This window comes from Xanthobacter cornucopiae (assembly GCF_043195065.2).
GTDB lineage: Bacteria > Pseudomonadota > Alphaproteobacteria > Rhizobiales > Xanthobacteraceae > Xanthobacter.
Genome location: NZ_CM195531.1, coordinates 4,195,758 through 4,208,905 on the forward strand (window position 1 = coordinate 4,195,758; position 13,148 = coordinate 4,208,905).

The following is a 13,148-nucleotide window of genomic DNA, read 5'->3' on the forward strand; positions in this document are numbered from 1 at the left end:
ATGCGATCGCGCCGGGGCTGGCGCTCACTCTTCTTCCTCGAAGATCCAGAGCTGGGCGGAGCCCGGCGCCTGGCCGCCGTCCTGCAGCCCGAGGAAGGCCGGGATGCGGTTGAGCTGGGCCGGCGTCAGCGCCGCGACGAACGGCTTGGCGGCGGCCACGAATGCCTTCAGCGATTTGGCGCGCGCCTCCTCGGCATCGGCGATGATGGCGAGCACGTCGAGCGCGTGGGCCGGCGGCGGGGCGGCGAGGCGGGCCTCGCGGCGGGCGATCGCCCCCTTCACGGCATCGCGGATGGCGGTCTCCACCGGCGGCCACAGCTTCTCCTGCTCGGGGGTCAGCTTGAGCACCGTCTTCAGCGCGGCGAGGCGCGCGTCGAGGATGGCGGCGGCATCCTCCGGCGAATAGGGGGCGGCGTGGGGCGGGGCCGGCGGCGGCGGCGGCAGCGCCGGCTGGGCCAGGGCGGGGGCGGCGAAAGCGGCGCCGAGGGTCGCGGCAAGGGCGAGGGCGGGAATGAGGCGCATGGGAGAAGCAAGCTCCATGTCTGGCGCGACGCGAAGGTCTGGCGCGCGGCGCGGCGGTGTGCCCGGGCCGCAGTGCGACTCGGCCCGTGGGCGGGGCTAGACTAGCAGCCGCGACGCCCGCCGCCAGGGGGCCATCCGCCCCCGCCCGGGCGCCCGCCGGGCGCTCACAGGTGCCGCAGCACCCGCGCCGGGGGCACGCCGAGCACCCGGAAGGTACCGACGAGGCCGAACCCCACGGTGAGCGCCACCGCCGCCAGCACCGCGCCGGCCGCTGCCGGGACGGAGAAGGTGAAGGCGATCTCCATCACCTGCGTCACCACCACGGCGGCGGCCAGCCCTCCCGCTGCCACCGCGAACACGGCGGTGACGAGGCCCAGGCCCGCGTATTCCAGCGCGTAGGCGGCCAGCAGGCGCGTCCGGGTGGCGCCCAGGGTCTTGAGGATCACCGCGTCGTAGACCCGGTGCTGGTGTCCGGCCGCCAGGGCGCCCGCCAGCACCAGCACCGAGGTGACGAGGGTCACGAGGCTGGCGGCGCGGATGCCCAGCGACAAATTGTCGAGCAGGCGCCGGGCCTCCTCCAGGCTCTCCTTGACCCGGACCGTGGTGACGGCCGGCCAGGCCCCCGCCACCGCCTTCATCAGCGCCACCTCGCGGGCGGTGTCGCCGCCGCCGGGGAAGGCGAGGGTGGACAGCACCGTGTGCGGCGCGCCGGCGAAAGCATCGGGCGAGAACACCATCACGAAATTGATGCCCAGCCGCTCCCAGTTCACCCGCCGCAGGTTGGTGATGCGGGCGGTGACGGTGCGGCCGAGGACGTTCACGCTTACCCGGTCGCCCAGCTTCAGGCCGAGGCCGGCGGCCAGCTTGTCCTCGAATGAAACCTGTGGCTCCCGGGTGGCTCCGCCGTCTGTGCCCCACCAGTCGCCGGCCACCACCTGCGAGCCCTCGGGCACCTCGGCGGCCATGGACAGGCCGCGGTCGCTCTGCAGCACCCAGGCGGCGTCGGGGGTGGTGCGCACCTCGTCGGCGGGCACCCCGTTCAGCGCCGTGATGCGCCCGCGCAGCATGGGCACCGACCGCAGTTCGGCGTCCGGCGCCTGGGCGGCGAGGAAGGCGCGGAACGCCTCCTGCTCGGACGAGGGCACGTCCACGAAGAAGAAGCTCGGCGCCTTCTCCTGCATCGGGCCGCTGAGCTCGGCGGTAAGCGAGCGGTCGACCAGGGCCAGCGCCACCATCAGCGACAGGCCGAGGCCGAGCGACAGCACCACCGTGGGGGTGAGCGCCCCGGGCCGATGGACGTTGCCGAGGGCGAGCCGGACCAGGGTGGAGCGCGGCCGCGGCAGGCGCCGGGCCACGGCCATGATGGCGAGCGCCACGCCCCGCAGCAGCGCGAACACCGCCGCCGCCGCCAGCAGGAAGACGCCGGCGGTGCGCAGGTCGTCGGAGGTGGTCAGCGCCACCCCCGCCAGGGCTGCGGCCAGGGCGGCGAGGACGGCGGCATAGCCGGCGGAGGGGCGCGGCAGGCGCGCGCCCAGCCCGTCGCGGAACAGGGCGGAGACCGGGGCCTGCTGGGCCCGGGCCAGCGGCCACACGGTGAACAGCGCCGCCACCAGCAGGCCATAGAGCGCGGCCCGGGCCAGGGCGCCGGCATCGAGCCGGGGCGCCAGCGGGAACGGCACCAGGGCGGCGAGGGCGCCGGCGGCGGCAAACGGCAGCAGCGCCCCGAGAACCAGCCCGAGGATGATGCCGGCGGCGGCGATCATGGCGATTTCCGCCGCATAGGTGGCGAACAGGGTGTCCCGGGTGGCGCCGAGCGCCTTCAGGGTGGCGATGGTCTCGCGCTTGGCGGCCAGGTGGCTCGACACCGCGTTGGCGACACCCACCCCCCCCACCAGCAGGGCGGTGAGGGCGACCAGGGTCAGGAACTGGCTGATGCGCCGCACGTTGCGTTCGAGCTGCGGCGTCGCCGCGTCGCGGGTGCGGATTTCGAACCCGGCGGCGCCGAGCAGCGGGCGCACCCGCTCCATTACCTGCGGCAGGCGCTCGGGATCGTCGAGGGTGGCGCGGTAGCTCCAGCGCACCAGGCTGCCGGGCTGGATCAGCCGGGTGGCCGCCAGGGCGGCGTCGGACACCAGCAGCCGCGCCCCGAACCCGACCCCGGAGGACAGCTTGTCGGGCTCGGAGACGAGGCGGGCGCGGATGTCGAACGTCGCCTCGCCCACCCTGACGCGGCTGCCGATGTCGAGGCCCAGCCGGGTCATGAGCACCTCGTCGGCGGCGGCGCCGAACACGCCGTTTTCTGGGCGCAGCAGGGCGTCCAGGGGCTGCGGCGGCTCAAGATCAAGGGTGCCCACCAGGGGATAGGCGCGGTCCACCGCCTTCAGCTCCACCAAAGCGGCGTCGCCCGAGGTGGCGCGGGCCATGGCGCGCAGCAGCGCCACCTGGCTCACGGTGGCACCGGCGGCGATCTCGGCGCTTTCGTCCGGCGTCGCCTCGCGCTGGACCACGGCATAGGCGATGTCGCCGCCGAGGATGGCGCGGCCCTCCCGTTCCAGCCCCTCGGTGAGGGCACGGGCGAACGAGCCGATGCCGGCGATGGCCATCACCCCCACCGTGAGGCAGGCGAGGAAGATGCCGAAGCCGCGCCGGGCGCCGCGCAGCTCCCGCAGGGCGAGGGCGACCGGCAGGGGAAGCCGGCTCATGGGGCGGTCTCCGCCGGCGCGCCGGCCGGGGCGGCGGGGCGGGCGCTGTCCTCGACGATGAGGCCGGAGCGCAGCTTCAGCACCCGCGCGCAGCGGGCGGCCAGGCTGGCGTCATGGGTGACCAGCACCAGGGTGGTGGCGCGGGCGCGATGGGCGGCGAACAGCAGGTCCATGATCTGGCGGCCGGTGGCCTCGTCGAGATTGCCGGTGGGCTCGTCGGCGACCAGGATGGGCGGCTCGGGGGCGAGCGCGCGGGCCACCGCCACGCGCTGCTGCTCGCCGCCGGAGAGCTGGGCCGGGTAATGGGCGGCGCGATGGCCGAGGCCGACCGCCTCCAGCTCGCGGGCGGCGCGGGCAAAGGCGTCGGGCCGGCCGGCCAGCTCCAGCGGCACCGCGACGTTCTCCAGCGCGGTCATGGTGGGTATGAGGTGGAAGGATTGGAACACGATGCCGATGTGGCGGCCCCGGAAGCGGGCGAGGGCATCCTCGGTGAATGCGGTGATGTCGGTGCCGGCGACGCTCACGGTGCCGCGGTCGGGCCGCTCCAGGCCCGCCATCACCATGAGCAGGGTGGATTTGCCGGAGCCGGAGGGCCCCACCAGCCCCACCGTTTCCCCCGCCGCGATTTGGACGAAGATGTCCTTCAGCACATGCACGCGGGCTGCGCCGGCGCCGAGCGAGAGGTCCACGGCCTTCAGATCGAGCGCGCGGGGGGATAAGGAAACAGTGTTCATGCGTCAGGGGACCTTCGAACCGGAACTCGACTTTGCCCCGCGCCGGCGCGGCGATGCAACATGGCGCGGCGGCTGGACGGCGCCATGGACCCGGGCCTTCAAGGCGGCGCGCGGGCTGCTCGTTCTCGGCGCGCTGATCACGATCGCGTCACCGGCGCTGGCGCGCCCGCTGCGGGTGGTGGCGCTGGGCGACAGCCTCACCGCCGGCTACGGGGTCGCGCCGGCGGAGGCGTTCCCGGCACAGCTCCAGGCGGCGTTGCGGGCGCGCGGCCACGACGTGCTGGTGGAGAACGCCGGTGTTTCCGGCGAAACCGCGACCCAGGGGCTGGCGCGGCTCGACTGGTCGGTGCCGGAGGGCACCGACGCGGTGATCGTGGCGTTGGGCGCCAACGACATGCTGCGCGGCCTGCCGCCCAAGGTGACGCGTGCCGCCCTCACCCAGATCGTCGAGCGGCTGAAGGGGCGGGGCGTGAAGGTGCTGGTGGCCGGCATGCGGGCCTCGCCCAATCTCGGCGCCGCCTATGCCGGTGCGTTCGATCCCATCTTCCCCGAGGTGGCGCAGCAGCAGGGGGTCTTGCTTTATCCGTTCTTCCTGGATGGGGTGGCGGGCATGGCGGCCCTGAACCAGAAGGACGGCCTCCACCCCAATCCCCGGGGCGTGGCCCTGATGGTGGACGGCATCCTGCCGGTCGCCGAGGAGCTGCTGGGCCAGGTGGCGGGCGCCGGTTCGCCGCCGGCGCGCTGAGGCGGGCGGCAGGGGCGCTGCGGGGCGGCGAGGGCCAGCCGGCCTGTAAGCCGGGTTCTGTACGGCGGGCAGGGACACCAAGGCATCTCGGCCCGCGTGGCGACCATTCATCTGGGACGCCGGTTGCCCGGCGCCTCTGGCAGTCAACCCGGACGACGTCCCGAAGACGGGGTGGTTTCCCGTGTCGTCCCTATTTGACCTTGCTCCCGGTGGGGTTTGCCGTGCCGCTCCCGTTGCCGGTCGCGCGGTGGGCTCTTACCCCACCGTTTCACCCTGGCTCGTGCATGCACGAGTGGTTTGATTTCTGTGGCACTTTCCCTGGGGTCGCCCCCGCCGGACGTTATCCGGCACCGTGTCTTCGTGGAGCCCGGACTTTCCTCGATGCGCGATGCACCGCGGTCGCCCGGCCGGCTGGCGCGGCAGGAATGGGCGCTCCCATGCGGGGCGTCAAGGGGTGGCGCGCCGCTGTCCCGCCCCGCCGGTGGGACAATTGGCCTTAAGGCGAAGCCCGACGGTTGCTCCCCGGCGCAACTGCCGCTATGGAGGCCGGCAACGAACCGCGCCCCCGATCGACCCGGCGCGGACAAGGTTTCCGGGGATGGGTGCGAACGTGATGCTTTCTTCGCCGTCTTGGTGCGCCCCCGCGCGTGTCGGGATCCCGCGTCCGCGAAAATGACGCCCGGCCGAAGCCGGCGCCGGCCGCTCCGCCGCGCCGTTGAGACGTTCTCCCTGCATCCTGTGTGAAGAAAGGCACGAGCGATGGCTCGGCTGGTGATGAAGTTCGGCGGCACCTCGGTCGCCACTCTCGAGCGTATCCGCAACGTGGTGCGCCATGTGAAGCGCGAGGTGGAAGCCGGCTACCAGGTGGCGGTGGTGGTCTCGGCCATGGCCGGCAAGACCAACGAGCTGGTGGCCTGGTGCAAGGAGGCGGCGCCCCTCTATGACCCGCGCGAGTATGACGCGGTGGTGGCCTCCGGCGAGCAGGTCACCTCGGGCCTGCTGGCGATCGCGCTGCAGCAGCTCGGTGTTCCCGCCCGCTCGTGGCAGGGCTGGCAGATTCCGCTGCTGACCGACGACGCCCACGGCGCGGCCCGCATTCTGGACATCGACGGCACGCGGCTCGGCGGCGCCATCGACGGTGGCGAAGTGGCGGTGATCGCCGGTTTCCAGGGCATTCATGCCGAGACCGGCCGCATCACCACCCTGGGGCGCGGCGGTTCCGACACCAGCGCCGTGGCCATCGCCGCCGGCCTGATGGCCGAGCGCTGCGACATCTATACCGACGTGGACGGGGTCTACACCACCGATCCGCGGGTGGTGCCCAAGGCCCGGCGGCTCGACCGCATCGCCTTCGAGGAAATGCTGGAAATGGCGTCGCTGGGCGCCAAGGTGCTGCAGGTGCGCTCGGTGGAGCTCGCCATGGTGCACAATGTGCGCACCTTCGTGCGCTCGAGCCTCACCGATCCCGATGCGCCGGAGATGGCGCACGTGGAGAAGGCCGGCACGCTCATCTGCGACGAGGAGGAAATCGTGGCAAACCAGATGGAATCCCAGGTCGTCACCGGCATCGCCTTTTCTAAGGACGAGGCCCAGGTGTCCATCCGCCGGGTGGCGGACAAGCCCGGCATCGCCGCTGCCGTGTTCGGCCCGCTGGCGGAAGCCCATATCAATGTGGACATGATCGTCCAGAACGTCTCGGCGGATGGCTTCACCGACATCACCTTCACCGTGCCCACCGCCGATTACGAGCGGGCCAAGGCGGTGATCGAGACCGCCAAGGACGCCATCGGCCACCAGGTGGTGGAAGGCGCCGCCGACGTCACCAAGGTGTCGGTCATTGGCATCGGCATGCGTTCGCACGCGGGGGTTGCCGCGAACGCGTTCGAGGCGCTCGCCGCCAAGGGCATCAATATCCGCGCCATCACCACGTCGGAGATCAAGATCTCCTTCCTCATCGATGCCGCCTACACCGAACTTGCGGTTCGGACTCTGCATTCGCTATACGGGCTGGACAGCTGACGGCAGGACGTTCGCGGCCTGCGTTCCAGGCCGCCGTGTGCCGATGGCTTCCGCGGGTGTGAAACCCGCACAATTTAAGGATGCGGCCGATGCGTGGCGCGCTCGGCGGTCCTCGCGTGCTGCTCCGGCGTCTCCGTGAGGTGATGGCGGAGCCGGTCAGCGCGCAGGATCGTCTCGACAAGATCGTAGTGCTGATCGCCGCCAACATGGTGGCGGAGGTCTGCTCGGTCTACGTGCTGCGGGTCGACCAGACCCTGGAACTCTATGCCACCGAGGGTCTGAACCGCGACGCGGTCCACCAGACCGTGATGCGGGTGGACGAGGGCCTGGTGGGCCATGTGGCGCGGGAGGCGGAATCCCTCGCCCTGTCCGATGCCCACGCCCATCCCGAATTCTCCTATCGCCCGGAAACCGGCGAGGAGGTCTACAACTCCTTCCTCGGCGTGCCGATCCTGCGGGCCGGCAACACCCTCGGCGTGCTGGTGGTGCAGAACCGCGCCCGGCGCACCTATACCGAGGAGGAGATCGAGGCGCTCCAGACCACCGCCATGGTGCTGGCGGAGATGATCGCCTCCGGCGAGCTGACCGCGCTCGCCCGGCCCGGCGCCGAGCCGGCGGTGCGCCGGCCGCTGCACCTCAAGGGCGTGGGCCTCGCCGATGCCCTGGGCCTCGGCCATGTGGTGCTGCACGAACCGCGGGTGAAGGTGACCAACGTCATCGCCGACGATGTGCCGCGCGAGACCCACCGGCTCGACGCTGCCATTGGCAAGCTGCGCCACGCCATCGACAAGATGCTGGAGGACGACGGCCTCGCCAAGTCGGGCGAGCACCGCGAGATCCTCGAAGCCTATCGCATGTTCGCCCACGACCGGGGCTGGATGCACAAGATGCGCGAGGCGGTGCTCTCCGGCCTCACCGCCGAGGGCGCGGTGGAGCGGGTGCAGTCCGACACCCGCGCCCGCATGATGCGCGCCTCCGACCCCTATCTGCGCGAGCGCCTGCACGATCTCGACGACCTCGCCAACCGCCTGCTGCGCGAGCTGATCGGCCGCGCGCCGGGGCCGGACCGCGAGGCGCTGCCGGACAACGCCATCCTGGTGGCCCGCAACATGAGCCCGGCGGCGCTGCTCGACTATGACCGGGCCCGCATTCGCGGCCTGGTGCTGGAGGAGGGCGGCACCACCAGCCATGTCACCATCGTCGCCCGCGCGCTCGGCATCGCCGCGGTGGGGCAGGTGGACAACATCACCGGCCTTGCCGATTCCGGCGATCCCATGATCGTGGACGGGCAGGCCGGCGAGGTGCACCTGCGCCCGCCCGGCGACGTGGAGGAGGCCTATGCCGAGAAGGTGCGCTTCCGCGCCCGCCGGCAGGCCCAGTATGCCGCTCTGCGCACCCGCCCGTCGGTCACCAAGGACGGAGTGCATGTGGCGCTGCACCTCAACGCCGGCCTGGTGGTGGACCTGCCTCACATCGCCGAGACCGGGGCGGCGGGCATCGGCCTGTTCCGCACCGAGCTGCAGTTCATGATCGCCTCGGCCTTCCCGCGCATCTCGGAACAGCTGAAGCTCTATCGCGCGGTGATGGACGCCGCGGGCGAGCGGCCGGTGACCTTCCGCACCCTCGACATCGGCGGCGACAAGGTGCTGCCCTACATGCGGGCGGTGGAGGAGGAGAATCCGGCGCTCGGCTGGCGCGCCATCCGCCTCGGCCTCGACCGGCCCGGCCTGCTGCGCTCCCAGGTGCGGGCGCTGCTGCGCGCCGGCGCCGGGCGTGACCTGCGCCTCATGTTCCCCATGGTGGCGGCGGTGGAGGAGTTCGACGCCGCCCGCGCCATCGTCGAGCGCGAGCTCACCCACCTGCGCAAGCACGGCCACAGCCTGCCCGAGCGGGTGTTCGTGGGGGTGATGGTGGAGGTGCCCTCGCTGCTGTTCCAGCTCGACGAGATCCTCGCCCGCGCCGATTTCCTCTCGGTGGGCTCGAACGACTTGGTGCAGTTCCTGTTCGCCGCCGACCGCGCCAACGTGCGGGTGGCGGATCGCTTCGATCCGCTGTCGCCGGCGGCGCTGCGCGCGTTCCGCATGGTGGCGGAGGCCGGCAGCCGGGCCGGCAAGCCCATCACCCTGTGCGGCGAGCTGGCGTCGCGGCCGCTGGAGGCAATCGCCCTCGCCGCGCTCGGCTATCGTTCGCTGTCCCTGTCGCCGGCGGCGGTGGGGCCGGTGAAGTCGGCGCTGCTGGAGCTGGACGTGAGCGCGGCCCGCAAGGTGCTGCTGCCGCTGCTGGAGGACCGCGCCGGCACGCCCCGCATTCGCGAGGCGCTGCGGGCGTTCGCCGAAGCCACCGGCGTGCCGCTCTAGGGCGCCTTCCGTCCTCCGCTCGGCTCGCGTAGAACGCGGCTCCCGCCCGGTGCCGGGTTCCGCTCTTCGCGAACCGGTCTCCATCCCGCTCGAAGACGCGCCCGCCCATGTCCTCCGACCTGCCCCTCGCCAAGCTCGACCAGCTGGTCGCGCGCCATAGAGAGATCGAGGCTGCCCTCGCCCAAGGCGCGGAGGGCGACGAATACGTGCGGCTCGGGCGCGAGTTCGCGGACCTGTCGCCGGTGGTGGAGCAGGTGAGCGCGCTCAGGGGCGCCGAGCACGACCTCGCGGGCGCCCGCGAGCTGCTGGCGGACGCCGCCTCCGACGCCGAGATGCGGGCGCTCGCCGAGAGCGAGGTGGAGCGGCTGGAGGCGCGCATCGGCGAGCTCACCCACCAGGTGCGCCTCGCCCTGCTGCCCAAGGATGCCATGGACGAGCGCGGCGTCATCCTGGAGGTGCGCGCGGGCACCGGCGGCGACGAGGCGGCGCTGTTCGCTGGCGATCTCTACCGCATGTACGTCCGCTATGCCGCCGAGCATGGCTGGAGCCTGGAGGTGCTGTCCGAGAGCGAGGGCACCATGGGCGGCTACAAGGAAATCGTCGCCGCCATGCACGGGCGCGGGGCCTATGCCCGGCTCAAGTTCGAAAGCGGCGTGCACCGCGTGCAGCGGGTGCCCGCCACCGAGGCCGGCGGGCGCATCCACACCTCGGCCGCCACGGTCGCCGTCCTGCCGGAGGCGGAGGAGGTGGACGTGGACATCAATGACTCCGACCTGCGCATTGACGTGTTCCGCGCCCAGGGCGCCGGCGGCCAGCATGTGAACAAGACCGAAAGCGCGGTCCGCATCACCCATCTGCCCACCAATACCGTGGTGGTGGTGCAGGACGAGCGGTCCCAGCATCGCAACAAGGCCCGTGCCATGGCGCTGCTGCGCGCGCGGCTGCTGGACGAGGAGCGCACCCGCGCCGCCGCCGGCCGCGCCGCCGAGCGCAAGGGCCAGGTGGGCTCCGGCGACCGCTCCGAGCGCATCCGCACCTATAACTTCCCCCAGGGGCGGGTCACCGACCACCGCATCAACCTGACCCTCTACAAGCTGGAGGAAGTGATGGCCGGCACCGCCCTCGACGAGATCATCGATGCGCTGCTCACCGAGCACCACGCGGCGTTGCTGGCGGCGGTCGACGATGCCTGAGCGCCCGCCCGCCCGGCGCGCATGCCGGCTCTGGCGGCGAGGCCGCCGGGCATGACCGCCGATCCGCCCTTCACCGTGGCCGCCCTCTGCCGGCAGATGGCGGCCGAGCTCCTGGTGTCCGGGGTCGAGGCGCCGGAGCTGGAAGCGCGCATCCTGCTGGCCCTGGCCCTCCGGTGTGACCGCGCACAGCTGTTCGCCCGGTCCGACGATCCGGTGCCGGCCGGCGTGGCGCATGATGCCCTGGCACTGCTGCTGCGGCGGATTTCGGGCGAGCCGGTGGCCCGCATCCTCGGCCGTCGCGAGTTCTGGAGCCTCGATCTCCATCTCTCCCCGGACACGCTGGTGCCGCGTCCCGACACCGAGACCGTGGTGGAGGAGGCGTTGCATCTGTGCGCCGACCGCGCCGCGCCGCTGCGGATCCTCGACCTGGGCACCGGTTCCGGCGCCATCCTGGCGGCATTGCTCGTGGAGCGCCCCGCCGCGTGGGGGATTGGCGTGGACCGGGCGGAGGGCGCGGCGCGTGCGGCCCGCGACAATCTGGCGCGCGCGGGGGTTGCGGATCGCGCGGCGGTGCTGGTCGGGGACTGGGGCGCAGGCCTTCGCGGCGGCTTCGATCTCGTGGTTTCCAACCCACCCTATATCGAGCACGGCGCCCTGGCCGGCCTGTCGCGGGAGGTGCGCCTGCATGATCCGGTCCTGGCCCTCGACGGCGGCCCGGATGGGCTCGATGCCTATCGGGCCATCGTTGCCGATCTGCCGCGCCTGCTCGCGCCGGGCGGCGCCGCGGTGCTGGAGCTCGGCGCCGGGCAGGAGGCGGACGTGGCGCGCCTCGCCGCCGCCGCCGGGCTGTCGGTGCCGGCCGCGGCGCGCCGCGATCTCGCGGGCATCCCCCGCGCCCTGGCGGTCCGCCGGCCCTGACGCGAGCTGCGCGGCAGAGTTGGCCGATGCGGCGAAAAAATTCACTTGGAACAGGGCGGCGAACTGGCTAGTGTCCTTTTCAGGAATCGAACCGCAGCACGTGCCTCGGTGGCAGGTGCGGGCTTCCGAAAACTCATTTAGCGGTTTCGGGTGCTGATGGTGGCCCAGTGTGGTGGCGCGCAGACGTGCTGCGCTCCGGCGGGTCTCAGGCGGAAAGATCGTTTCATGACGTGGCACACTTCGGTTTCAGGCCGGGCGGTGCTGCTTAGGGCAGCCGCGTGGAACCATGCGGAACAGAGCTCGGCAAGCGGACGGAATCCGGAACCTTTGTCGCCTCTATCGCTCTGAAAGTGCGCGAGTGTCCGATGCAGGCGGGCCTCGTGAGGGAAGACGTTCATCACCTGCGGTGAGAGACGCGGACACTGCCGCCGACAGTCGTACACCACGATTTCAGGCCCACCGGGATCATGGCATCCATGGTGACGCGCGCAGGACGCAAACGGCGGTTTTCACGCCGCGCGAGTAGAGAACGATCCAGATGAGAAATGGTCAGCAGAAGCGCATGCGCGGCCGTAACAACCGCCGCAGCTCTAATCCCCTGACTCGGGTCTATGAGTCTAACGGTCCCGACGTGAAGGTGCGTGGCACCGCTCATCACATCGCCGAGAAGTATCAGCAACTTGCCCGTGACGCCCAGTCTTCCGGCGACCCGGTGGCGGCGGAAAACTATTTCCAGCACGCGGAACACTATCAGCGCCTGATCGCAACGCTTCAGGGCACGGCGTACACGCCGCAGCTCGGATACGGTCGCGACGACGAGTTCGACGACGAGGACGGGGATGACGTGTCCGCGCTGGACGCGCCCCAGCCCTATGCGCGCCCGGAGCCGCCGGCCTATTCGCAGCGCGAGCCGCGGGACGTCCGGGAGCCGCGCGAGCCCCGGGAGAGCCGCGAGGCGCGTGAGCCGCGTGAAAATCGCGACACCCGCGACAATCGTGGCGAGGGCCGGTCCGGCAAGGAGGGGCGCCAGGGCGGCTATCGCCGCAATCGCGACGAGGATGGCGGTGAGCCGCGCGAGTATCGCGCATCGACCCGGCAGCCCCGCGAGGAAGCGCCCGAGGCCCCGGCCTATGTGCCGCCGCCTCCTGCTCCGCGTCCCTCGCGCAGCCGCGCCACCGCTCAGGTGGAAGCTCCGCCGCGCGTCGAGGACGATCAGGACATCGGCCTGCCCGCCTTCATCACCGGCGCGCCGGCGGTCGCCAAGGAGCGGGCCGAGCCCAAGGTCGAGGCCAAGGCTGAGACTAGGGTTGAGGCTAGGGCTGAGACCAGGGCCGAGCTGAAGGCCGAGCGAGAGGAGTCGGTCGAGGCGGTGGCCACCGATGAGTCTCCGGATGCCGGTGACGCGGGCCGGGTGACCCGTCGCCGCCGCCGCTTCCGGACCCGCGCCGAGCGCGCCGAGGAGGCGGGCGAGGGCGGAGCCGGGGACGCGCCGGTGCCGGAACAGCCGGCCTTGTTCGGCGAGTGAGCCGGGCGCTTCAGGTCGCCGACCGGCGGAAGCCATGAGATTCGTGACGCCCGGGCTTGTCCCGGGCGTTTTCTTTTGCCGGCGACGGAGCGAGGGACCGCTCGGGTTCCTTGCCAGACATGTGCCGACCCGCCGGGCCGCTCCATGGGACGCGCCGCCCGGCCCTCGCGGGGATCATGGCCGGGGTCCGTGCTGCCCGGCACAGCGTCGGCCAGCGCTCCACCGTCGTCTCGTGACGAGGTTTCGCGGGTTCGTTCGCGGCCAGACTGCGGGCGCCCGCGCTGCGCAATGCCTGGCGCGGGGATTGCGCGGCGGTGCAGGGGCGTTGGAGGCCCCGCGACATGGCCGTTGCTCTCGCGGCCGGGCGAAGGCAGAGGGGCGCGGCCGTCGGCGCGGATGTTCACAAGCGCCAGAGCACCGCCGGTGAAGCCGC

General features: G+C 72.2%; 9 protein-coding genes and 1 other RNA gene. 6 read left to right on the forward strand and 4 right to left on the reverse strand.

Annotated elements, in window-relative coordinates:
- Positions 1-24: 24 nt before the first annotated feature.
- From V5F53_RS18480 to V5F53_RS18490, 3 genes are all read right to left on the reverse strand, one after another.
- Positions 25-522: a Spy/CpxP family protein refolding chaperone gene (locus V5F53_RS18480; RefSeq protein WP_393998495.1), complete on the reverse strand. Its 498-nt coding sequence runs from the start codon at positions 520-522 to the stop codon at positions 25-27.
- A gap of 164 nt (positions 523-686) precedes the next feature.
- Positions 687-3,224 carry an ABC transporter permease gene (locus V5F53_RS18485; RefSeq protein WP_393998496.1) on the reverse strand — a complete coding sequence of 846 codons (2,538 nt, stop codon included), beginning with the start codon at positions 3,222-3,224 and terminating at the stop codon, positions 687-689.
- Entirely contained in the window at positions 3,221-3,958 is a 738-nt protein-coding gene (locus tag V5F53_RS18490; RefSeq protein ID WP_393998497.1) for an ABC transporter ATP-binding protein, read from the reverse strand. The genes V5F53_RS18485 and V5F53_RS18490 overlap by 4 nt, the downstream gene beginning before the upstream one ends.
- Here V5F53_RS18490 and V5F53_RS18495 point away from each other — a divergent pair.
- The gene (locus V5F53_RS18495; RefSeq protein ID WP_393998498.1) at positions 3,957-4,703 is read left to right on the forward strand and encodes an arylesterase; all 747 of its coding nucleotides are present in this window, start codon (positions 3,957-3,959) and stop codon (positions 4,701-4,703) included. The two genes, V5F53_RS18490 and V5F53_RS18495, sit on opposite strands and share 2 nt — an antisense overlap.
- A 30-nt stretch (positions 4,704-4,733) precedes the next feature.
- Here V5F53_RS18495 and rnpB read toward each other — a convergent pair.
- An RNA gene (gene rnpB / locus V5F53_RS18500) (RNase P RNA component class A) lies at positions 4,734-5,118 on the reverse strand.
- 344 nt (positions 5,119-5,462) lie between these two features.
- Between rnpB and V5F53_RS18505 the strand changes: the two genes are divergently transcribed.
- The 5 genes from V5F53_RS18505 (at position 5,463) to V5F53_RS18525 (ending at position 12,715) form a co-directional block, all read left to right on the forward strand.
- On the forward strand, positions 5,463-6,722 hold the full coding sequence (locus V5F53_RS18505; RefSeq protein WP_393998499.1) for an aspartate kinase: 1,260 nt from the start codon (positions 5,463-5,465) through the stop codon (positions 6,720-6,722).
- 89 nt (positions 6,723-6,811) lie between these two features.
- Positions 6,812-9,079 (forward strand): phosphoenolpyruvate--protein phosphotransferase, encoded by a 2,268-nt coding sequence (gene ptsP / locus V5F53_RS18510; protein ID WP_393998500.1) that lies wholly within the window; start codon positions 6,812-6,814, stop codon positions 9,077-9,079.
- 107 nt (positions 9,080-9,186) lie between these two features.
- Complete coding sequence (prfA, locus tag V5F53_RS18515; RefSeq protein ID WP_393998501.1) at positions 9,187-10,272, forward strand: peptide chain release factor 1; 1,086 nt, start codon at positions 9,187-9,189, stop codon at positions 10,270-10,272.
- A gap of 51 nt (positions 10,273-10,323) precedes the next feature.
- Positions 10,324-11,190 (forward strand): peptide chain release factor N(5)-glutamine methyltransferase, encoded by an 867-nt coding sequence (gene prmC, locus V5F53_RS18520; RefSeq protein ID WP_393998502.1) that lies wholly within the window; start codon positions 10,324-10,326, stop codon positions 11,188-11,190.
- Positions 11,191-11,752: 562 nt separating this feature from the next.
- A complete protein-coding gene (locus V5F53_RS18525) occupies positions 11,753-12,715 on the forward strand; it encodes a DUF4167 domain-containing protein (protein WP_393998503.1) in 963 nt (320 codons plus the stop codon).
- Positions 12,716-13,148 lie beyond the last annotated feature (433 nt).